Annotated in this window: 12 protein-coding genes and 3 tRNA genes; 5 read left to right on the top strand and 10 right to left on the bottom strand. The window is 62.6% G+C overall.

Translation table 11 applies throughout. The features are described from left to right. Nucleotides 1-114: 114 nt before the first annotated feature. Entirely contained in the window at nt 115-3099 is a 2985-nt protein-coding gene (locus tag HMPREF3172_RS05560) for an ExeM/NucH family extracellular endonuclease (protein WP_070516065.1), read from the top strand. Nucleotides 3100-3500: 401 nt separating this feature from the next. Here the strand turns inward: HMPREF3172_RS05560 and HMPREF3172_RS05555 are convergent. Continuing rightward, nucleotides 3501-3573, bottom strand: a tRNA-Arg gene (locus tag HMPREF3172_RS05555). Nucleotides 3574-3841: 268 nt separating this feature from the next. On the opposite strand from HMPREF3172_RS05555, the gene HMPREF3172_RS05550 reads away from it, so the two are divergent. Next, nucleotides 3842-5674: a phosphoenolpyruvate carboxykinase (GTP) gene (locus HMPREF3172_RS05550; RefSeq protein WP_070516064.1), complete on the top strand. Its 1833-nt coding sequence runs from the start codon at nt 3842-3844 to the stop codon at nt 5672-5674. 251 nt (nt 5675-5925) lie between these two features. Further along, nucleotides 5926-7032, top strand: coding sequence for a baeRF3 domain-containing protein (locus HMPREF3172_RS05545; RefSeq protein ID WP_070516062.1), 1107 nt, complete (start codon nt 5926-5928; stop codon nt 7030-7032). A 78-nt stretch (nt 7033-7110) separates the two neighbouring features. On the opposite strand, the gene HMPREF3172_RS05540 is transcribed toward HMPREF3172_RS05545, so the two are convergent. Both HMPREF3172_RS05540 and HMPREF3172_RS05535 read right to left on the bottom strand, forming a co-directional pair. Continuing rightward, nucleotides 7111-8172, bottom strand: a complete 1062-nt coding sequence (locus HMPREF3172_RS05540; protein ID WP_070516061.1) for an alpha/beta hydrolase fold domain-containing protein — start codon at nt 8170-8172, stop codon at nt 7111-7113. 133 nt (nt 8173-8305) lie between these two features. After that, nucleotides 8306-8397: transfer RNA gene (locus HMPREF3172_RS05535), tRNA-Ser, on the bottom strand. Nucleotides 8398-8601: 204 nt separating this feature from the next. Here HMPREF3172_RS05535 and HMPREF3172_RS05530 point away from each other — a divergent pair. Continuing rightward, on the top strand, nt 8602-10728 hold the full coding sequence (locus HMPREF3172_RS05530) for an LCP family protein (RefSeq protein ID WP_070516059.1): 2127 nt from the start codon (nt 8602-8604) through the stop codon (nt 10726-10728). Further along, nucleotides 10721-12769: an FAD/NAD(P)-binding protein gene (locus HMPREF3172_RS05525; protein WP_083281438.1), complete on the top strand. Its 2049-nt coding sequence runs from the start codon at nt 10721-10723 to the stop codon at nt 12767-12769. The genes HMPREF3172_RS05530 and HMPREF3172_RS05525 overlap by 8 nt, the downstream gene beginning before the upstream one ends. Nucleotides 12770-12837: 68 nt before the next feature. Here the strand turns inward: HMPREF3172_RS05525 and HMPREF3172_RS05520 are convergent, their stop codons facing one another. From HMPREF3172_RS05520 to HMPREF3172_RS05490, 7 genes are all read right to left on the bottom strand, one after another. Next, nucleotides 12838-15309 carry a YhgE/Pip domain-containing protein gene (locus HMPREF3172_RS05520; protein WP_070516056.1) on the bottom strand — a complete coding sequence of 824 codons (2472 nt, stop codon included), beginning with the start codon at nt 15307-15309 and terminating at the stop codon, nt 12838-12840. Further along, nucleotides 15302-18145 carry an MMPL family transporter gene (locus HMPREF3172_RS05515; protein ID WP_070516055.1) on the bottom strand — a complete coding sequence of 948 codons (2844 nt, stop codon included), beginning with the start codon at nt 18143-18145 and terminating at the stop codon, nt 15302-15304. Before HMPREF3172_RS05515 ends, HMPREF3172_RS05520 begins: the two co-directional genes overlap by 8 nt. 269 nt (nt 18146-18414) lie before the next feature. Then, nucleotides 18415-19551 (bottom strand): C45 family autoproteolytic acyltransferase/hydrolase, encoded by a 1137-nt coding sequence (locus HMPREF3172_RS05510; protein WP_070516053.1) that lies wholly within the window; start codon nt 19549-19551, stop codon nt 18415-18417. A 40-nt stretch (nt 19552-19591) separates the two neighbouring features. Beyond that, nucleotides 19592-20455 carry an MBL fold metallo-hydrolase gene (locus tag HMPREF3172_RS05505; RefSeq protein ID WP_070516051.1) on the bottom strand — a complete coding sequence of 288 codons (864 nt, stop codon included), beginning with the start codon at nt 20453-20455 and terminating at the stop codon, nt 19592-19594. A gap of 96 nt (nt 20456-20551) precedes the next feature. Beyond that, nucleotides 20552-21094, bottom strand: a complete 543-nt coding sequence (locus HMPREF3172_RS05500; RefSeq protein WP_070428853.1) for a peptidoglycan-binding protein — start codon at nt 21092-21094, stop codon at nt 20552-20554. 424 nt (nt 21095-21518) lie between these two features. Next, a tRNA-Ser gene (locus HMPREF3172_RS05495) sits at nt 21519-21605 on the bottom strand. Between the two features lie 138 nt (nt 21606-21743). Then, a complete protein-coding gene (locus HMPREF3172_RS05490) occupies nt 21744-23144 on the bottom strand; it encodes a hypothetical protein (RefSeq protein WP_141741587.1) in 1401 nt (466 codons plus the stop codon). Between the last annotated feature and the right edge of the window lie 85 nt (nt 23145-23229).

The following is a 23229-nucleotide window of genomic DNA, read 5'->3' as shown; positions in this document are numbered from 1 at the left end:
TTCTGCGTTCCTTGGCAGAGTTCACTTTCTCGTTGCCTAAGAGAATGCTGAGTCTTCTAGCCTGGCTGGGTCAGTCTGCACTTTCGTGTGCTCACACCTCTCATTAGGACTCATATGAAGCGCCATGCTCTGCTCGCCGGCACTGCCGCCGTCGGTCTCGCATTCGGCTCCGCAGTTCCCGTTTGGGCCGCTCCCGCCGATGCTCATATCTCTGAAATCTCCTACCCGTCGAACGATGCCGACTTCGTTGAGATCGTCGCCCCCGCTGGTACGGATCTGTCCGGCTGGATCGTCGGTTCTGTCACTCGAGGTGGCGCTCTCAACAGCGACGAATCGGTCGTCGCCCTGCCCCAGGGCACGGTTGTCGGTGAATCCGGTGTTCACGTTGTCGAACTTCCGCTGACGAACTCTGTCAAAAGCGGCGCCGCCGCTGATGGTTCCTACGGAGCTTCCGTTTTCGTGGTCAGCGCCGATGGAAACCTCGTCGACTTCAAGCAGATCGGCGGTGTTGTCGGCGGAAAGGGCGTCACGGCGTCCAACAGCGACAAGCTGCCTGCCTCGGTGCGCGGTCAGCAGGCAGAGCCCACTGGAGCAAAGGCTTCCGGCAAGGACCAGTCGATCCAGCTCAACTGCTCCGAATGGGAATCAGGTGAGCCGACCCCGGGAACCGCACCCGACCCCAGCACGTGCGACGCACCCGACAACCCCAACCCAGATGAGCCCGGCACACCTGGCCCAACAGACCCCTCGGACCCGGAGAACCCGGCCAACCTCCTGCCGATCAACACCATCCAGGGCACCGGTGACGAAAGCGCGTATAAGGGCAAGACCGTCACCACCACCGGTGTTGTGACGGCCGCTTACCCGACCGGCGGGCTGAACGGCTACTACATTCAGACCGAAGGCACCGGCGGAGACAACCACGACTTCGCAGCGGGCTCGCACGGCATCTTCGTCTACTCGAAGGACACCGTGAAGCAGGTCAAGACCGGTGACAACGTCGAAGTGACCGGCAGTGTCAGCGAGTACTACGGACAGACCCAGATCAGCGTTGGCGGTGAGGGACTGAAGAAGCTCGACGAAGCAGCGGTGGCTCCGAAGCCGTACGAAGGCGCATTCCCGGAAGACCCTGCCAAGCGTGAGGCCCTCGAAGGCATGCTTGTTCAGCCCACCGGCGACATCACGGTCACCGACAACTACTCGACCAACACCTACGGTGAAATCGGCCTGGCCAACGGAACTGAAACCCTGCGCCAGCCCACGGATGTGGCGCGCCCTGGATCAGAAGAAGCCAAGAAGGTCGACGCCGAAAACAAGAAAAAGGCCTATGTCCTCGATGACGGCGGCACCGCGGACTTCTTCAAGACTGCGAAGGACACCCCGCTGCCGTACCTGAGCAACGACAAGCCGGTGCGCGTAGGCGCCAAGATCACGTTCACCAAGCCCACCGTTGTCGGCTATGGCCACGACAAGTACCGCCTGCAGCCCACGGGGTTCCTGCCGGACAACAATGAGCTGACCCCCGCTGAGTTTGAAAACACCCGCGCAGACGTACCGGGTGTCGGCGGTGACATGACGCTGGCCAGCTTCAACGTGCTCAACTACTTCCCCACCACCGGCGACACAGAAAAAGGATGCAAGGCCTACACCGACCGTGAGGGCAACCCAGTCGGATCGAACTACTGCACGCCGCGTGGCGCGTACAACGAAGAGAACTTCAAGCGTCAGCAGGCAAAGATCGTCACGGCCATCAACAAGCTCGACGCTTCAGTTGTCGCATTGGAAGAGATTGAAAGCTCCGACAAGTTCGGCAAGGACCGCGACTGGGCTCTGGAAAACCTGGTTGAGGCACTGAATGCCGCGGCAGGCGAAGACCGCTGGGCTTTTGTCCCCTCCCCGAAGGCGATCCCGGAGACCGGTGACGACGTCATCCGCACCGCTTACATCTACCAGAAGGCTGAAGCGAAGCCCGCAGGCGAATCAGCAATTCTCGACAGCCCGGCGTTCCACAACGCTCGCGCGCCCCTGGCGCAGAAGTTCCAGGCCGTTGGCGTAGACAACCCTGAGGCTTCCGAGTTCATTGCCGTTATGAACCACTTCAAGTCCAAGGGCTCCGGCAAGGGCGAAGGCAACGAGGACACCGGTGACGGCCAGGGCAACTCGAATGCCGACCGCGTTAAGCAGGCGAAGGCGGTCAAGGCTTTTGCTGACAAGCAGAAGGAAGCCATGGGCACCAAGCGCGTGTTCATTCTGGGCGACCTGAACTCGTACACGCAGGAAGACCCGATGCAGGTCTTCTACGACGACGGGTACACCAACGTCGGTGAGCACTTCGATGCGGCACCCACCTACCTGTTCGGTGGGCTGACCGGAAGCCTCGACCACGTGCTCGCCTCGGAAGAAGCGATGGGTCCGAAGGCACAGGCACGCTCGGCTGCTCCCACCGCTGCGGCGGGTGCTGTGACCGGCGCTGCCACATGGGAGATCAACTCGGTTGAATCGGTCGCACTGGAGTACAGCCGCCACAACTACAACGTGACCAACTTCTACCAGCCCGACGAGTTCCGCTCGTCTGACCACAATCCGAGCATCGTGGGCATCAGCACAGGTGCGCCGGCAGAAGAACCTGGTGACAACGACGACCAGGCTCCGGGCGAAGACGAAGGCCAGGAACCCGGCGAACAGCCCGGTGACAACGAAGACCCGGCACCCGGCGATGACGAAGGCCAGGAACCAGAAGAACAGCCCGGTGACGATGCGGGCCAAGCCCCGGGTGATGACGAAGGTCAGCAGCCAGGCGAACAGCCCGGTGACAACGACGGGAAGGGACCGGGTGAGGAATCTGGCGAAGACGCATCGGACGACGCAGCCGCTGGCAACGAGGGTTCGGATGACAGCGAAAGCCAGCCGGGCTCCGGCGGTTCGGACTCCCACGGATCCACAGCGAGTGGCTCCGGCAGCACTTCGGCCTCGGGCAGCGGAAAGGGCCTGCCCCGCACAGGTGCAGAACTCACTGCCCTCGGCGCGGGCCTAGCACTGTTGGCGGCAGGAGCTGCAGCAGTGTTTGCAAGCCGTAAGCGCGCACACGCTCGCCGCTGAACTGAAGAGCTGAGCTGACAACTGCGGCTCAGCAAACAACGCAGGGGTGGTTCTCCAAGGAACGGAGAACCACCCCTGCATCGTCTCCGGAGTCTCCTGTTCCACGACGAAGTACAGCCCAATCCGAAAAGGGAGCTGCGGCTCGGCATGGCCACACCCAGATTTGGACAGACGCACACCCTTTAGCCGGATTCTGCGCCTTAGCAACAACTGCTAACGGGAGTTTCTGTTGCTAAAGGGAGTCTCCTTACGGCTAAAGCGTGGATTCCGGCTAAGGGGTACTTTTCCCTGCCAAGCCGCCACAGCCTGCCAGCCCACATAGGAACCGATGACCCGACACATGGCAGCCAAACAAAAAATCTCGGGACATCGAGTGAACGATGTCCCGAGATTTTCACTTGCGCGCCACGAGGGATTCGAACCCCCAACCTTCTGATCCGTAGTCAGATGCTCTATCCGTTGAGCTAGTGGCGCACATCCGTGCGGACCTGAACAACTATACACAGTGTTTGCGGGAAACCCAAAAGCACGCAGCGTGAGGCTGCCCACAACCATAAAAACCGCTCTTGCAAAAACACGTCATGCTTATGCAAGCAACAGCCACAAGAATTTCAGAATCACGCCACACGGAACCATCTTGTGAGCCAACACACATGTTCAGTGGCCCGTTTTCCTCTCCAGCGTACATTCTGCGTTCCTACGGTGGGCTTGTCTCAAGAACACCGAAAGCTTGGAGTTAAGCATGACCGTCATCGACCGTGGCTCAGTCGAAGACCTGCTCGCAGGCGCACCCACGAAGAACGAGAAGATCCTCGAATTCGTCAAGCGCGCTGCCGAGCTCACCACCCCGGACCGCATCGAGTGGATCACCGGAGACGAAGAACAGCGTCAGGCAATCACCGACCAGCTGGTCGAAGCCGGCACTCTCGTCAAACTTTCCGAACCGGCTAACTCGTACTACGCGAAGTCCGACCCCGCCGACGTCGCACGCGTTGAATCGCGCACCTTCATCAACTCTGAAAAAGAAGAAGACGCCGGCCCGCTGAACAACTGGATGGACCCGCAGGAAATGCGCGCCACGCTCAACGAGCTGTTCACCGGCGCTATGCGCGGTCGCACCATGTACGTCATCCCGTTCGCAATGGGACACATTGACGCCAAGCACCCGCAGTTCGGCATCGAGATCACCGACTCGCCCTACGTTGTTCTGTCCATGCAGATCATGGCCCGCGTCTCAAACGAAGTCCTTGAGGCCATCGACAAGAACGACGGCAAGTTCGTCGAATGCATGCACTCGGTGGGTGCCCCGCTCGAACCGGGCGAAGAAGACGTCGCTTGGCCGTGCAGCGAGACCAAGTACATCACCCACTTCCCAGAAGACCGCTCCATCTGGTCCTACGGATCCGGCTACGGCGGCAACGCTCTGCTGGGCAAGAAGTGCTACTCGCTGCGCATTGCTTCGGCCATTGCCCGCGACGAAGGCTGGCTGGCCGAGCACATGCTCATCATCAAACTGACCAACCCCGAAGGCGAATCCAAGTACATCGCGGCCGCTTTCCCGTCGGCCTGCGGTAAGACGAACCTCGCAATGATCACGCCGACCGTCCCCGGTTGGAAGGCTGAGACCCTCGGCGATGACATCGCCTGGATGCGCTTCGGCGACGACGGTCAGCTCTACGCGGTCAACCCCGAATACGGCCTGTTCGGCGTTGCTCCCGGCACCGGCTACTCGACCAACCCGACCGCAATGGCAGCAATCGACGCTGGCGGCAACATCTTCACCAACGTTGCCCTCACCGATGACAACACCGTGTGGTGGGAAGGCAAGACCGACGAAGCCCCGGCCCACCTGACCGACTGGAAGGGCAACGACTGGACTCCGGAGTCCTCGACCCCGGCAGCCCACCCGAACTCGCGCTTCTGCACCCCGATTGCCAACGTGCCCACCGCAGCTCCGGAATGGCAGGACCCCAACGGCGTCCCGATTTCGGCAATCCTGTTCGGCGGTCGTCGCAAGACCACGATGCCGCTGGTGACCGAAACGCACGACTGGCAGCACGGTGTGTTCATGGGCTCGGTCCTGTCCTCCGAACAGACCGCCGCCGCTGAAGGCAAGGTCGGCGTTGTCCGCCGCGACCCCATGGCCATGCGTCCGTTCATCGGCTACAACGTCGGCGACTACTTCCAGCACTGGCTGAACATCGGCCAGACCGAAGGCGCCAAGCTGCCGAAGATCTTCTACGTCAACTGGTTCCGCCGTGACGACGACAATTCGTTCCTGTGGCCCGGATTCTCTGAGAACTCGCGTGTTCTCAAGTGGGTGTTCGAACGTGTTGCCGGCACCGCTGACGCTGTTGACACCCCGCTGGGCAAGGCTCCCGCCGAGGGTGCCCTGGACGTTGACGGACTCGACGTCACTCCGGAACAGCTGCAGAAGGCCCTGGCCATCAAGCCTGAAGAATGGGCTGAAGAGCTCAAGTCGATTGAAGAGTGGTACACCGAGCTGGGCGACCACGTTCCGGCTGAGCTGCGCGGCGAAGTCGACAAGCTGCGCGAACGCCTGGGTCTCGCCTGACCCAAGCCGCGCCCAGCGCCACCCGCACCTAATGCCAGCCGCATAGGAAGCATCGGCTGACATAGCAGACCGGCGAGCGTCCGGCCTCAGGTTCACGAGCCAGAACCGAGGTCGGGCGCTCGTTCTGTTTCTCCTGGTGGACCACCCCTTTCCTCGTAGTGAAATTCCCCTTTTCACTCTGCGCACCGGCCGCTACCGTGGTGGGAAGAGATGACACTTCGGTGTCACCCAACTGCGGAGAGGAATCTTCAATGACTGACAACCCTCAAGGCACCATCGACCAGCTCGACTTCAACGCTCTGATCAACGGCGATCAGGCTGCGGGCGGCAAAGTCTCCATCTACATTCCCACGAAGGTCTCCGGCGGCCAGGACAAGGTTGCTGCCGGTCTCATGCGCGATCAGCTCAGCGGCGCGAAGGCGGACCTTGAAAGCGCGGGTCTCAGCGCGAGCGAAGCTGCGGCGATTGTTGAACCCGTCCAGAAGGCCCTCGATGATCCTGATTTCTGGTTGCACATGAGCCGCGGACTGGCGGTTTTCGCTGCCGACGGCTTCTACCGCGTGTTCCGCATTCCGCTTGAGGTTCCGGCTCTGCGCACGGTTGATGACCACTTCAATGTGGTTCCGCTCGCGCCGATGCTCGAACAGGCCGGCCGCGTCTACGTTCTGGCGTTGGCCAAGAACTCGGTCCGCCTGTTCGATGCCAGCCGCAATCACATCGAACAGCTGCCTCTGGGCGCAATCCCAGAGAACTTCGATGCCACCGTCACGGAGCTTCCGGAGCATAACCTCCAGTACCGGTCCGCCGGCGGCGAGCGCACGGGCTTCTACGGTACTGGCGGCGGTGGCGACACTGAGGATCACCTGCGGGAGAACTTCCTTCGCCGTGTGGGCGAAGGTGTTGCGGCTGAACTGGGCACTGCCCGTTCACAGCCGCTGGTTCTGGCTTCAGTGCAGGAGTATCTGAGCCCGTTCAAGAGCCTGTGCCCCTACCCGAACATCCAGGACGTGGTCATCCCTGGCAACCCAGAGCAGACAAAGCCGGAGCAGCTTCGCTCGAAGGCCTGGGAAGTGCTCAACGACAAGATGCAGGCTGACGAGGCCTCTGTTGTCGAGCACGCTCGTTCGCTCATTGCGTCGGGCAAGGGCTCCTATGACCTGGGTGAGATTGTGCAGGCCGCGGCCGAAGGCCGGGTCGACACGCTGTTCACCCCGCGTGACATTCAGCGTTTGGCCGCGACGAACGCCTACGGGCCTGCCAGCCGGGCGATTCTCGCAACTGTCGCGAACAAGGGCACGGTCCGCACGGTTGGCGAGTTCCCGGAATCGTCGGAGGCGGTTGCCACTTTCCGCTACTGACCTGCTCACCTTCCCCTAACGCACGAGGTGGAGCTGCAGATTTCTGCAGCTCCACCTCGTGTTTTGGGGAGGGGCCGATCAGACATCGTCGAAGCGGGCGGCCGCATATTCGGCTCCCCACGCCAGCACATCGCGCGAAGCTTCCATCATCCTGCCGAAATGGAGGAAGGAATGCAGTGCACCTTCCTCTAAGTGGAGCTCCCTTTCGCGGCCGAATGTGCCCAGAACCTTGTCCAGGGCTCGCGAGTCATCGGCCAGGGGGTCGAGTTCGGCCCCGACGATGAACATGGGCGGCACGGGTTTCGAGTAGTCGGCCGTCAGCGGGTCAACGTAGGGGCTGGCTTCGTGCTGGGCGCCGCGGTAGTGGGCTTCGAGCATGTCGTCGAGATCGTTTCGGCTCAGGCCGTCCCACCAGCCGCCGTACAGGCGCATGGTGGCGGAGTCCCTCAGCCCGTAGGTGCCGTAGTACAGCAGGAGTGAGCGAATCGATTCGAAAGCGCTGTCCCCTGCGGGGTCCCCGACACTCGCGTCGTCGCTGAGGCCTGCCGCTTCGGCCGCAGTGCCGGGTTCATCGCGCAGAAGCAAAGTGGCTGTCAGCGACAGGATCGCACCGGCGGAGTCCCCGGCGAAGGCAAGACGCCTGGGATCGATACCGTGTTCACCGCCGCGTGCCGCGAAGTAGGCGGCGGCACCGGCAACTTCGTGCAGCGCCTGCGGGAACACTGCTTCTGGGGTCAGCGAGTAGTCCACTGCAATGACCGCCGCCCCGGATTCAGCCGCCAGTACGCGCTGAATCCGGTCGTGGGTGTCAAGGTTGCCCACGCTGAAGCCGCCGCCGTGAATGAAGATGATCGCCGGCAGTGTTTCAGCGTCTGCGGGACGATGAATCCGCACTGGAACAGACGTCCCGGCCAGCGGCAGCGTCAAGTTGTCGGTGCGGACCATCTGCGGGCCGCCTTCGTTCCAGAATGCGCGTTCGTCGTTGTAGTCAGCGCGCATTGCAGCGACGGGATCGTCGCCCGCGCCCTCGGGTGCAAGAGGCACGCGCGCAAGCTGATGCCGGATGACGGCGGCCTGTTCGGGCGTCATGGCGCGGCGAATGTGCGCGGGGATGGACTCAAAGGTCTGTTCGTCAGCCATGGGGCAATCGTCTCACCTGTCCTATAGAGGTCGTACAGAACGAAGAGGAACGGCACACAGCAGAGTCCGAAGACCCCGCCCACAATGGAAAAGACCCCCGAGAACTCGAGGTTCTCGGGGGCCTTTCACTGCTTGGCGGAGTTGGAGGGATTTGAACCCTCGGTCCCCAAACGCGAGGACTTCACCTTAGCAGGGTGATGCTTTCGACCGCTCAGCCACAACTCCAGGCAGATACAGGTTACAGTCCAAGCGCCGCGGGAGCAAAAGCGCCCCTCCTTTAAGCACCGCCGCCGAGGTGGAGCTCGCCTGAGCGTCGCATGTGACCTGTGTGGGCGGTCGGCTCGGTACACTTGCTGTTCAGCCGAGGAACATATACTCACCGCGCCGCTTCTGTGAGCGGCACGGCTGATGAATAGAGGAGACGACACGGTGACCGATTCTCACGACACCCCAGGCGACTCTGGCTCCGCTGGCGGCACAGACAAGCCGGACGGTGCGGGCACCACCCAGCATGGACGCTGGGACAATCTCCCTTCGCGCAGGGTTCTTCGCGCATCCTCTCGCCCCAACTTCCGCGGCGACAAACCCACCGGATCCCAGAGCGAAGAACCGGCTGCGGAAACTGTCCGCCCCACACCGGCCTCCGAACACCACAACACGCGCAATCTGAGCGACCCCCTTCCGTCACGCCGTGAACTTCGCGAGCAGCGCGAACGCGAAGAGCAGCAGCGCGCAGCACAAGCAGAAGAAACCGCACCGGCTGACGCGCCCACCGCCTCGCCTGCGAAATCGCAGAAAGCAGAACCCGCCCGTTCAGCAGCGGCCACCGCGGCAACCGCTCCCGCCGCGGCCACAGTGCCTGCAGCCGCCACTCCGACAGCCGGCACCACCCCCGCCGCAGCCGCCTCGGGAACCCCAGCAGCAGGCACCTCGACCGCGGCCCCGCCTCGAACCGCGCACCGCGACTTTGACCAAAACGACGACGCCCAGCCGCGTCACGGTGAACGCAGCGGTGAAGGCTTCCCGTCGATCGTCACGTGGACGACGCTGGGAACAATGCTGCCGGGTCTGGCAATCCTCCGCCGCAACCGCAGATCGATCGCCGGATGGATTCTGCTGTGCGGCTTCATCCTGGGCATCGCGGCCATCGTCATCACGGCACTCATCTACGGTCCGACGGCCTTTGCCAGCCGCGTGGTGTCCAGCCCGAAGATCCTGCGCTTCGCATCGGTTGTCCTCCTTATAGGACTCGTCATCTGGGTCCTTGTGATTCTGCGGTCCTTCGCAGTGTCCAAGCGCGGCTTCCGCCTGCCGAAGGCACAGAAGGTGCTCAGCTGGGTGCTTGTGGCCAGCCTCATTGCGATCGTCGGCATTCCGCTGAGTGTCGGAGCCGCATACGCCAATGTCACCGCCACCACCCTGTCGAAGGTATTCGGCGAAAACGGCGCCAAGGTGCTCAAACGCGAAGACCTCTGGGCTGACCAAGAGCGCATCAACGTCTTCCTCATCGGCCAGGACAGTTCCGACACCCGTGAGGGTGTCCGCCCTGACACCATGCTTGTAGCCAGCATCGACACGCGCAATGGGCAGACAACCCTGATTTCAGTCCCACGCAACCTGGCCTTCCCTGAATTCCCCGAAGACTCGAAGCTCGCCGAAACCTTCCCCAACGGTTTCCGCCCCACCGGCGATCCCACGGAGGACCTCATCAACGCGGTGTGGGACTGGGCTGAAAACTCGCCGGAATCCGTCGGCGACCCCCACGGCCTCGAACCGGGCATGTTCGCCACCATCCAGGCGGTCGAGGCCTCCCTGGGACTGAAGCTCGACTACTGGACTGCCGTCAACATGAAGGGCTTCACCGACCTCATCACCACGATGGGCGGAGTTGAACTCGATGTTGAGCGCCCCATCCCGATGGGCGGCGGCACCAACCAGAACACCGGTGGGAAAAACCAGATCTTCGACTGGATCGACCCGGGCCCGCAGCGCCTCGAAGGCAAGAAAGCGCTCTGGTACACCCGCAGCCGTGACGGGGCGGACAACTACGACCGCATGTGCCGTCAGCAGCGTTTCCTCAAGGCCGCTCTTGACCAGCTCAGCCCGCAGGAAATGGCGATCAAGTACCCCCAGCTGGCTGCGAGTGCATCTGACAACATCCGCACCGACATCCCGCTGTCGGACCTCAGCGCATTCGCCGACCTCGCCATGGTCATGCGCGGCACCGAAGTGAAATCTGCCCAGATCACCAACGATGTCGTCAACACCCTCCACCCGGACTATGACGACCTGCGCAAATGGGTGAAGAAGAACACCACCTCGGACGACGGCAAGAAGAAGCCCGGCAAGTCCAGCGCATCCACGCCCGAAGACTCCGCCTCGCCATCAGAGGAACCGCAGCAGGAAGCCGAGACCACAGAACCCGGCATCGGCATGGAGGACGATGACGGCAAGTGCTACCCGCACGGTTACAAGCCGGGCGATCCCTGGCCGGGCTACCCGCACAACGACAAGCTGCGCGGAGGTGCAAACGCTGGGACCGATGCCGATGGCTGATGTTGCGATCATCGGCATGGGCCCGCGGGGCCTGACTGTTCTGGAGCGCCTGGTTGCGCTGTCATCTGCTGGGACTGACGAGGTGCCGCCCGGGCTGCGCATTCATGTGATCGATCCGTTCCCGCCGGGCGCGGGCCGGGTCTGGCGGACGGATCAGAGTCCGTCGCTGTTGATGAACACAACGGCTGCCGAGCAGACGGTGTTTGCGGATGAATCGTGCGGTGTGCCGAATCCAGACCAGGGGCCGTCGATGGCCGAGTGGTCGTCTGATCCGCGCAATCCGGGCTCGTATTTCCCCAGCCGTGTTGAGTACGGCCGGTATCTGCGCGATTCCTACCAGCGGATCGTCGCGCGGGCGGAAGAGACACAGACCGCGGACGTCATAGAGCATCAGGCGCGCGTCACGGACATCGCCGAACCGGACGGCACGGACGGCCAGCAGGTTCTGCGCCTGTCCGATGGCAACCGCCTGACGGTTGACTTCACCGTGCTGTGCTTGGGCCACATTGAGGCCCGTCTGACGGGTGAGCGCCGCTCCTACGCTGAGCTCAGCCGAGAACCGGGTGTTGAGTACCTGCCGCCGTGCCTGCCGGCCGAAACGCCCCTCAACCACCTCAAGCCTGGCGAGCCGGTGATCTTCCGGGGGTTCGGCCTGAACTATTTCGACCTGCAGGATCTGCTTACCACCGGCCGCGGCGGCTCGTTCACACAGAACGAGGACGGCACCCTCAAGTACCACCCCAGCGGGCTCGAGCCGATCCTCGTGCCGTCTTCGCGCCGAGGCGTCCCCTACCGGTGCAAACCGATCACCGAGGCGCACCCGCTTTCTGAATGGGAGCTGCGCTATTTCACTCCGGAGAACATTCAGGCTCTGGTTCAAGCGCAAGCGGCTGAGGGCCAGAAGCTGAGCTTCAACGACCACCTGTGGCCGCTGATCCTCGCAGACATCCGCTCAGCCTGGTATCGCACGCTCTACCGTGTTCACCCCGAGGCTTTCAGCGCCGATCCGCTTCACATGCACGACGCGCTGACCCACGCTGTCACCGAACACATCGGCGTGCGCGCGGGCCGCAGTGAAAAAGGCGGCAAGGCCGCATCCGCAGCGGCGTCCGCTGCAACAGCACCGTCGGCTACACCAATCGTCGGCCCGCACCGCAGCCAGCACACGCCTGACAGCCGTCAGCGGCCTGCTGGCGCTTCCCCTGCCGGTCATCTGACACAGGCCTCCCCCAACTGGATTTCTGTCGAACGGCGGGTGCTTGCAGACCCCAGCTTTGCACTTGATCTGCACCGGCTGCTGCGCCCCATGGAAGACGTCGAATTCGCCGACCCTGATACTGATCTGCGCGAATGGATGCTGCAGTTCCTTCGTCGCGACCTCGCTGCGGCACAGGCCGGCCCTGAGGGATCTCCCGGCAAGGCTGTTTTCGCCGCCCTGTGGGCTGCGCGGAACCTGCTGAAGACTGTCGTAGTCGACGGTCTGCTGGATCCGGTGAGCTTCACATCGGAGGTTCGCGGGTGGTTTGAGGGCTTTGTGTCCGGCATCTGCGACGGCCCGCCGCCGCAGCGCTTTGCCGAGCTCATTGCGCTGACTGAGGCTGGTCTTGTTGATTTCATCGGCCCTGACGTGCAGATCAAAACCGTCAGCGGTCCTGGGCGCGGCCATTTCGTGGCCACCAGTCCCACCGTGGACAGGGCGATCCGAGCAACCGCCCTGGTGGATGCTTCGACACCCGGCAACAACGTCCGCTTTGCCGATGACGAGCTCATGAACTCAATGCTGGACCGCGGCCAAGTGCGGCCGGCCGTCATCACCACCCCGGCGGGCGTTGACATGCCCCTGACGGGGCTGGACGTTGACGGTCCCGCGTACCGCACCGTCACCGCTGACGGCACGGTTCATCCGCGCCGCTTCGCGTTCTCCATTCAGCTCTCCGCCGTACAGCTGGGCCTGGCAATCGCCGCTAACCCCGATGCAAAGGCCCAGAGCCTCATCGATGCCAACACGATCGCCCAGGCCATCATCGACGACCTCACCTGACCAGCCCAGAACAAAAGACGAGGCGGAAGCTCACCTGAGCTTCCGCCTCGTCCTCTGTTGTCAGCTGATCACACGTACCGGTACGCGGGCCTGCGCGGCACCGTGACGGTGCGCTTGCTGGCGATTGCCGCCAAGGCCGCAGCTGCGCTCACAACGAGCCACACAATCAGCTGGCCGACCGCCGCACCGGCACCCGGCGTGCCGGAAGCCAAAGCGGTGAAGCCGTTCACCGCTGGGGCCAGCGGCAGCATGCTCATGAGCGACACGAGCCCTGTTGGTGCCGTGCTGATGAGGTTGACCGACAGAACGCCGACCATCATCGCCGCCGACAGGATCCGGCCGAACCCTCCCATCAGTGCCACGAGGGCGAAGTTGATGACGGTGAACGTAATTCCCGCCAGCAGCGCCAGGAGGAACATACCGGCGAACGTTCCGAAGCCCAGGCCCCAGATGAACTGGAACAGGACCGTCATGACGAAGGCGTGGATGACCGCGATCGCCAGACCCGGGGCCAGCGATTTCAGCCCCACCTTCCACGATGGGTTGCCCGACGTTACGGCTGAGGCCGGTACTGCGCGCAGCACCGTGTAGGTCAGCAGCGAGCCGATCCACAGCAGCAGCGCGAACAGCACGCCGATGACGCTGTTCTGGGCCAGGGAACTCAACTTCGCCGATTCACCCGGCACAGATGCTGCCACGACGTCCGACAGCTGTGAACGGTGCGATTCGTCGTAGGTCGGGACTTCGTCCTTGCCCTCTTCGAGCTTGTCGTAGAACTCGCCTGTTCCGTCCTTGAGCTTCTTCGTGCCGTCGACCAGCTGCGGGGTGTTGTCCGACAGCTTCTTGGTGCCGGCGGCCAGCTGATCAACCCCGTCGGTGTACTTGCCGACGCCTGCGCGGTACTTCGAAGCGCCGGCGGCCAGTTCGTTCGAACCGTCAGCCGCCTGACCGATTCCCGCGGTCAGCTTGCCGGTGCCCTTGTGGAGCTTCTTGGTTCCGCCGGCCAGTTGGCTCGATCCGTCACGCAGCTGCTTGCCGGCCTTGAGAACCTTCTGCTGCCCCTCCTTGAGGCCGTTGACGTTCTTCTCGATGTCACCGAGGTTGTCATGGATGCCGGAGTTGAGTTCACTCGTTCCATCTGCCAGCTTCCGCAGCCCCTGCGGCAGGGTGAGACCGGAATCGCCCTTCGTGTGCAGGCCGTCGCTGACCTTCTGGAGCACACCCACCGAGGCGGTGGACAGTCCCACTGCGAACGCCCTTTCGGCCGCGCTGCAGGCTGTCTGCGACACCGCACTTCCGAGTGCCTTCTGGAACTCTGGATCAGTGAGCGTCTTCTGGATTTCAGGGTCGACTCCCGCATCGGCAAGTGCCTTCTGCAGGTCTTTCTGGAACTTTTGGGCGCTCTGCTGGCTGATCTTCGAGCCCGGTTCGGGGCACAGCGTTGCACGGACTCGCGCGACTTCCGTCGCCGACATCAGACCCACGGCCTGGAGATCATCGAGGCTCGTGGCCTTCGAGGTGCCGTCGGAGTTCATAAGCTTCTTGGCTGCAGCGAGCTGCTTGTCGACGTCCTTCTGCATGTCTTCCACACCGGTGGCGATGGTGTTCATGGAGGTGTCGAGCTTGTCGGCAGCGTCAACTGCCTTTTTGAGTTTGTCAGCGTCGAAGTCGTCGAGTGCAGTAACGACCTTGTCGATCTCACCGGTGTACTCGACGATGCCGCCGTGCAGCTGGTCGGCGCCCTCGTACAGTTTCTTCGTCTGCGAGGGAAGTGACTTCGTCTGGTCCTTCATGGTGTTGAGGCCGGAGGAAAGTTCGCTTGCACCGCTGGCCAGCTGGTCAGCTCCGCTGCGCAGCTCTTTGCCCTTGGTCGACAGGGTGCGCGCACCCTTGTTGAGCTCCTGCACACCGCTGTCGAGCTGCGTGGTTCCGTCTACCAGTTCACCGGCGCCGTCGTCGAGTTTCCCGGCGCCGTCGGCGGCTTCCTTCATCTGTCCGGAGATTTCGTTGAAGCCCAGGTAGATGTTGTCAAGGTACTGCTTGGCGAAGTCCTTGTTGAAGCTCTGGGTGGCTGCCTGCGTGATCGCCTTGGCGATGATCACGTCCGGCACGGGCTTCACTTTGGACTGCTGAATGTCGATTGTGGCGTGTTCGGCGTTCTTGCCGTCGTCTTCGGAGATCGACATGACGCGCTCGGAGAAGTTCTTCGGGATCGTCACAACCGTGGCGTACTTGCCGTTGCGCAGCCCCTCGGCTGCGTCCTCATCGTCAGACAGCTGCCAGTCGAGGTTGTCCTGGTCTTCGTCGTCCGGCGAGATGAGCGCTGCGGCCAGCTGACGGCCCAACGGCACGGTTTTGCCGTCGATCTCGGTGCCGTCGTCGTTGTTGACGATGGCTCCCGGGATGCTGTGGACTTTCTCTTCTGCCCCGTGGGCAGTCACCACATAGCCGCCGGCTACGAGCAGTGGGATGAGAAGCAGACCGATGATGGTCCACCATGTCACCCGCTGACCGGCAGCGGCCCGTTCAAACTTAAACATGGTGTGTTTCCCCTGTCAGGTGGACAGACTCTTGGTGCGCATCAGCATGTGCTTCCGCCAAAGGCGAATGGTCGGAGCTGCGATGGAGGTCAAGAAGTGTGTATTCGGAGTTCTTCGGCAGCATCCAGTCGGAGTCCGCAGTGACAAGACCGAGGACAACCGCAGAGCCGCGCTGGAGTGCCGAGTCGATGAGCCGCTTGAGCAGAGCCGCGCTCTGCGCATCCTGCGGCTGGTCCGCGTGGTCGACGACGACCAGCTTGGGCGGGTTCTGGATCATGCGGTAGAGCGAGCGGTGCGACGGTGCTGTCGAATCGTCGCGCGGGCTCATGACAATCAGCGGAAGCGCCCGCCGAGCGTGCACGCCCTGTTCTGGCATGACCCAGTCGAGAATCTTGAGTTCACCCTCGGAGACCGCCATGCGGCCCGACAGAGCTGTGACAAGTGCCGATGATCCCGGCCCGGTGACGGCAAACACCTCGCCTGGTTTCAGGGCAATGTTGACCCCGGAGACCAGCTTGCCTTCCGCATCGCCGACATCACCGCGAGCTGAGCGACCCGTATCGCGTGGACCGTTGATGCCGATGTTCTCCCCGTAGAGCAGGTACGGCGAGTCCTTCTGCGGCCAGTCGCGCTGCTCAACCAGGTGGGCGAGTCCTTCGCCCTCGACGTCGAAGTGCGGCAGGATCGCATCGAGCTTCTTCGGCAGCCACCACGATTTTTCACCCAACATGGCCATAACGGCTGGGCCGAGGGTCATGCGGATGAGGAAGGCGTCGACGGTGATGCCCACCGCCAGGCCCAAAGCGATCGATTTGATGATCGGTTCGCCGGCGGGCACGAAGGCTGCGAACACGGCGAACATGATGAGGGCCGCGGCCGTGACGACTCCGGCTGAGGCCAGGAAGCCCTTCTCGATTGAGTCGCGAGCAGACGCCCCGTGGGCGTAGGCCTCGCGCATACCGGACACGAGGAACACCTCGTAGTCCATAGCCAGGCCGAACAGGATGCCCATGAGGATGATCGGCAGGAACGAAATGACCGGGCCGACCTGTTCGATGCCGATCGCTTCAGCACCGTGGCCCTGGACGAAGACGAGCGACACCACGCCGAAGGCGGTGACGACCGAAAGAAGGAAGCCCAGGGCCGCCTTGATCGGAACCGCCACGGAGCGGAAGACCATCATGAGCAGAACGATCGACAGGCCCACAACGAAGATGCCGAACGGCAGCAGAGCCTTGCCCAGCTGGCTCGACACGTCGATGGCGACTGCAGTCGAACCGGTCACCGCGGTTTCAAAGCCGTACGTGTCTTTGAAGTAGTCGTGCATGTCGCGGATCTTTTCGACGACTTCTTCCGTGCGCGGGTCGTCCGGACCGTACTCCGGGATCACCTGGATCATCGCGGTGTCGGCGTTTTCGTTCGGGGTTGCCATGGCGATCTGCTTAACGCCGTCGACCTTTTCGAGGTCCGCCTTGATGTCGTCGACGTCCTGCAGCGGGTCATCGCTGGTGATGATGTCCGCGGTGACGATCAGCGGGCCGTTCGCACCGGGGCCGAAGTGCTCCTCGGTGAGGTCGTAGGCAATCCGCGGCGGGGTGCCTTCCGGTTCGCCGCCGTTGTTCGGCAGCGCCAGCTGGAGTTTGGACGCGGGGATGGCGAACAGGCCCAGGCCCACAACCACGATGATGACGGTAAGGGCGGGCACCTTCGTGACAATGTGCTCCCACGTGCGGAAGATGCGCGTTGCGGGGCGTTCTTTCTTGGGTTTTTCGGGTTTGGCTGTTTCTGCCGATGCGGCCTTCTTTTTCTTCTTCGGCATCATCTTTTCGCCGAAGAATCCCATGATCGCCGGAACGAGCGTCAAAGCCACAAGCACGGCGACCGCGACGGTTGCAGCTGCGCCGAAGCCCATGACCGACAGGAAGGGGATGCCTGCAATCGACAGGCCGACAAGCGCGATGATGACCGTCATACCGGCGAACACAACAGCGGAACCAGCGGTCGCGGTGGCCCGCGCCGCGGATTCGTGAGCGTCGAGGCCGTCGTCGCGGCTGATCTGGCGGGCACGCGAAATGATGAACAGCGCGTAGTCAATGCCGACGGCCAAGCCCAGCATGAGCGCAAGCATTGGTGCGGTGGAGTTCACCGTGGCGAAAGCGGTTGTCAGCACCACAAGCAGCAGACCGATGGCCACACCGACGATTGCGGTGACCAGCGGGATTCCGGCTGCGATGAAAGACCCGAAGGTCACAAACAGCACGACGAAGGCGATGACAACGCCGATGCCCTCAACCCACGAAATCTCAATGCCGGTGACCTTGAAGATCTCACCGCCGGCAACGACTTCGGTGTCTTCGGGCAGTTCGGCTTGCAGCTCTTCAGCTGCTTTTTCAAGGTCTGTTTTGACCGAGTCGGGCAGATTGGCCTCTGCGTCGTCGTACTGCACGTTGAGAAGCGCGGCATTGCCCTTATCGCTGATGGAACCGTCGATCATGTCGTCGTAGGGACTCATCGCCCCGTCAACGTGGTCGTAGTCTTCGAGCTTGTCAGCCGCTTCCTCGATGGGCTTCTTGTATTCCTCGTCATTGAGGTCAGCACCATCGGGAGCGACGATCGTCAGCTGGCCCCGGCCGCCGCTGACCTGCGGGAATGTGAGCTCCAAATTGTCAAGAGCTTCCTGGGACTGCGCGCCGGGAAGCTCAAATTCGTCGGAGAAGTCATCTGCGAACAGCGCGACGAACCCGCCCAGCAGGGCGAGTATTGCGAACCACACGGCAACGGTTGTCTTCCGCCGACGGTAGGCTGCCGCACCGAGTTCATATAGGAATGACGACATTCAGGAGCTCCGAACAATCGTGAAGTTACTTGCCAGTAATAAACGTATTCAGCGATGTTAACAACTGAGCGTTCCACCGACGCCCAGAAAACGTTAAGTCAAGTATGGCGCGTGGGCCTGAGGGCCTCGTCTGCACCCGTCAAATGAGCAGCTGCCGAAACGGCTCAGTGAAGTCGGCTGACGCCCGAGAACACGCCGACAGGGTCTTAAGAGAACACCGCACCGGCGGAAAGAATTCCAGCCAACAGCCGCTGTGAAGCGCAGCCGAGTCAGGAGGCACGCATGACAACTGTGCGGATTTTCACGTACTGCGGAACACCGGGGCTGACCGCAATCCGCCGCTGTACGGGGTCAATGCGAATGCTGGCCAGTGTGGCCGAATCGAGAACCCCGCCGGACTTGGGCAGTTTGGCAACACCGCCGACCGCCGGGTCGGAGCACAGCATCGGCACAAGGTCTTCCGCACACTGCGGTACCCCGGCCGAAGCCACGGCGTCTTGCAGGAACTCCAGCCGCTCAAAGGTGTTGGAATTCGGCGGGCTGAGAAGACCCGTCTGTGCAAAGTCGCCGTCCAGGAAGTGGTTGGTGTGCACCGCGTAGCCCTGGCCGTCCAGCACACGTGTCTTGCCCGCGCTGATTTCGACCATGGCCGTTCTCTCAGGGTCGACCAGCGTGATGACTGAGCTCGACGTCAGCGGCGCCTCTTCAATCAGCTGCACCGCCTCGTCGACATTTCCTGCAGTCCCCAAGATCCGCGCGAGAACAGAGTGAACAGGAACCCCACCAGGCGCATCGTCAGAAGCGAACAGGATGTTGAGGAAACATCCCAGACCAGCCGAATTGACCCCAATCTTGCCGGTCATGCCGTACTCGGCCACGCCCGCGTATCCGTAGCCGCCCGGCAGTGCGGACACCGAGTGCAGGTGCCACAGGTCCGCGAATTCCGGGTACCAGTCCCACGTCTGCACGCCGACGCACGGCGCACCGGCATCCGCTGGGTCCGCGGCAAAGGTGATGGTCGAACATTCCGAAGCCGGCGAGGTGGAGCCCACCTCCCGCGGTCCCTCCTGCTGGGTGGGGAGGACCGAACGGTCGGCAAGCGACAGGATCTCCGTGCGGGCGATGATGACCATGAGATCAGCGGGAGTGAGGCCCGCGCCCATGGCAACGCCGGTGATTTCCTGGTGCTGTTCGGGATCCCAGTCGCGCAGCGCGCTGAGGGAGTCTTTTGCTGCGGCCTTGACCGCGCGGTCCTCAATGCCGAGGGATTCGAACAGGTGTGCGTAGCTTCTGTGCGCTGAGCGAATCCGCTGCGCGGTCTGCGTGGCGCGGGCCATTCCGCGCATCTGCGGTGTTGTGCCGCTGACCACGATCGATTCGGAGCGGACTTCGTGCGGAACCGGCATGTGGACTCCTCGCTGCTGGAGAATCTGCTGTATGCGAAGCCTATCGGTTGTGCCAGCTCGGCAGTTCGCTCACCGGGATTCCCGCCGCATACATGTGGGCCGCCGTGTCCATGAGTGCGGCGAAGCGGGCGAAGGATTCGGGCGGTTGGTTTTGTTGAGCGCCTTCTGCTTCAAGTGCGACCGCTGCCGTGCGTTCGGCGCGAGCCCGATTGATCTGCTGGATCCGCTGGTGCAGACCACGGAATGGTTGACCTTCGCCCGGCAGAACGAGGGTGTCGGCCGGCAGATTTTCCAGTTTTGTGAGGGATTCGGTGTAGGCATTGACAGCGCGGGACAGATAGCTGACGTCCAAGCCCAGGCGGCCTGCGGGCGAGATTTCTTCCGGCGGCACGTGGTCACCGGAGTACAGGAGGGTGCCGGCGGGGTGGTCTTCGACGAACACCGTGTGCCCGAACGTGTGCCCGGGAGTCCACACGGCCCGCACGGTGCGGCCGGACAATGGGAGGCGAGCGCCATCAGCCAGGAGCACCGTGCCGGCGGGCACACGCGGTACGGCGACTTCGAAGCCTGCCGTAGGCGCTTTGCCGTCACGAATGTCTTTGAGTGTCTTGAGTTCGTGGCCGTGGACGCCGCACCAGATGTTCGGCTGGTTGAGCGCCTGCAACAGGCCCGCGTGGCCGTAGTGGTGGTGGGTCACAGCTGCGCCATTGAGGTCATCGGGGGTGAAGCCGGCCTGCGCGATGCCCTCCATGAGAGCGTCAAGACCCTCACGGCTCCCCCAACCGGTGTCGATCAGGCTGAAGCCGGTGTCTTCGGCCAGCAGGTAGGCGTTGGTGTGCCCGCCGAAGGGCGTGGGAACCCGTATCGCCCACGTGCCTTCGATGATTTCAGCTGCCTCGCTCATGGCTCTCATTGTGCCAAGAATGAGTTCGGACCGGTGGGCCAGCGCGCTTCGTCGCGTGTGCCCACCGGCCCGAATCAAGCGGCGGTGCTGGGTCTATCAGTAGTACTGGTTGAGGAGGTCTTCTGCCATGCCGTCCCATTTCGCGTAGGCATCGGGGAACGCGGAAACCTGGACTGCCTGTGCGGCGTCACCGGGTGCCATGTTCTCCCAGCCCTGAATCTGAAGCAGGCCGTTGGGCGACACTTCCGGGTTCACTCCGTAGAACGACTTGGCGGCGAAGACGGGGTCCTGGATCTGTTCAGGGCTTCCCCATCCGGCAGAGGGACGCTGCTGAAACAGGCCCAGCGAGTCACGGTCACCGTGGTCGAGGTTGAGCAGGGTCGATTCCTGCTGAGCGGTCATGAGTGCGATCTTGATTCCCTGGCGGGGAATGTTGTTGTCCTTGCCGACCTGGATGATCGTCTTGACGTTTTCGATCTGCTGCGGGTTCAGCTGCTGCTGTGCAGCTTCCTGCGCCTGGGCGGAGACTGCCGGCTTGGTGCCTTCAGTTGCCATGGCAGGGCCTGAAGCCAGGACTCCGACGGCGGCGATTCCGGCGGCGATTGCGGTGGTCGTAGAAATACGGGTAAGCGTCTTCACGGACTTTCGCTCCTGTTGTGGATTGCTTCATTTTCAGCCCCTGCTCGCGTCGTCTGCAGCGGTCTGCAGGCCGGTGCCGGGGAAGTCGAAGAAGCGAATCTTCGGGGCTGTCATTCACGTTTCCACAGCAGCCGCCGTCGTTCAACAGACTGCGAGTCAAAGGAATCTCACTGTTCCTTGGCCGTTTCCCGACCGTCCGAAACAGGAAAAACCGGGCCGGCGCCTCCCCCTACACCCAGCCACGCTTTAGCAACAAAAACTCCCGATAGCAGTGGTGGCTAAAGCGCAGATCCCGGCTAACGGGTGTTTCCTTGCGGCTAAGCCGCAGAATCCGGCTAACGGGTGTTTCCCTACGCCGAAATCGCCCGCACCGCCGACCCCAACAGAAAACCCCGGCAGTTCTAGGAACTGCCGGGGTGTCCGGCGGTGAGTGTGGGATTTGAACCCACGGAGCCCGTGAGGACTCAACGGTTTTCAAGACCGTCACATTCGGCCGCTCTGTCAACTCACCTGATGCGCACAGCGCCACACCATTGTGCCACACGAAGGTGAAACGCTCGCGAGGTGCCGCCCCTCGCCAACTGTTAACCGCCAGCCGCCGCTTGCCAAACTTCAGCTCCGACAACCAACAGTCGCGCGTGTCGATTGGCTACTGGCTGACGCGAGTCCAGTAGGCCTTCTGCAGGTCCTCGTCCAGCGGCTTGCCGTCGGCCAGCGCCCACTTGCTGGGCCGCTCAGCGCTGCCGGTCTTCGAATCGACGAACACAACATCGCCGTGTTCCTCAACGTGGCGCACCAGGAGCAGGGGCAGTTCGGTCATGTCGACGGGATCTGCGGTCTGCTGCTCTGTCGGCTCCTCACTGGGGTCTGCGGATTCCGAGGCGCCGGGAGTCTGTTCGGCTCCCGCACCTTCCGATTCGTCACCATCCGGCTGCCCGGCTGCCTCGCTGGCTCCCTCGTCAGCCGCTTCCTCTGCCGCTTCCGAGGTACTACTCGCCTCCTCGGTCCCCTCGGCTTCGCTGCTCGGTTCAGCTTCCGGTGCTGGTGTTCGCTTGTCGGCATTGAACAGCGCAGCTCCCGCACCCTTCGGAGCCCCAGCGGAGGCGGTTGGAATTTCGAGGTCTTCCACGGCTTCCATCAGCCGACTGCTGGGCTCGATATCTGCCAACTTCTTCCAGTCGTCGAGCGGTTTGAGCTCCGAGTGGGTGTAGCTGCTTGCCGTGGGTGCGCCCGTGGCGAAGTCCAGTTGGACCATCTGGTCGTCCTGAGTGAGCACAACAGCGCTCGTTTCGTTCCCGGCGAACTCAACGCTGAAGACTTCTTTCACTTCGTAGTATTCGAGCGCTCTGACCAGCTGAGCTCCGGAGTGTTCAGACATTGCTTCGACTGCCGGCATGGTGTTCAGCAGCTTTTCGGCTTCGTCTGTCTGGGCGATTTTCGGCTCGGCCCCGTCAGCACTGGGCACACCGAGGATGCGCTCAGCATCGAGGCTCCACACGACGGTTCCCGATCCCTCACCGAATCCTTTGCCGGAGGTTGCCACTCGCAGCGTGGCTGACGGTCCGGCGTCGCAGCCGTTGAAGTGTCCGTAGTCCTGTTCGATCGACAGCGCTCGGATTCGATCTGCCTGGTCGATGACGTTCAGGGTCTTGTCGGCGGCGGCCGTAAAGGCGTCAGCGCTGATATCAGCAGCGGGAACACGTGCGGCGTCGGCCGGGGCGCTGCCTCCCGGCTTCTTTTCGGGTTCGCCGGTTTCGCTGAACATCAGACTGGTGAGTTTGCCGTCTTTTTCGAAGACCTGAGCGGTGGCATGTTTTTTGGTGATGATCAGCTGGTAGACGTCTGCACCCTCGTCCTGGAGAGCGCTGACGATCCGCCCCGCCTGTTCGGCATTGAGGAAATCAGCTTCGGTCTGCTGTTCCTGGGATGGTGCGGCGTCGTCTTCACACGCGCGAATACCGACGGCGGCTATGAGCAGTGCCGCGGCGACTGCGATGATCGTAAGGATCGGCTTGCGCGATCCCCTGTGGGTCGGTTCAGCACTTTCCATGCGGGGACTATCGCTTGTGTCGTGGGTTTCCGGCACCGGTGTCTGCTTCCTTGGCTGCGTGCGCTGAGTCATGCGGGAGCAAACC

The organism is Brevibacterium sp. HMSC08F02, assembly GCF_001807555.1.
Classification (GTDB): Bacteria; Actinomycetota; Actinomycetes; order Actinomycetales; family Brevibacteriaceae; genus Brevibacterium; species Brevibacterium ravenspurgense.
This window is presented reverse-complemented; position numbering and strand designations above follow the sequence as displayed.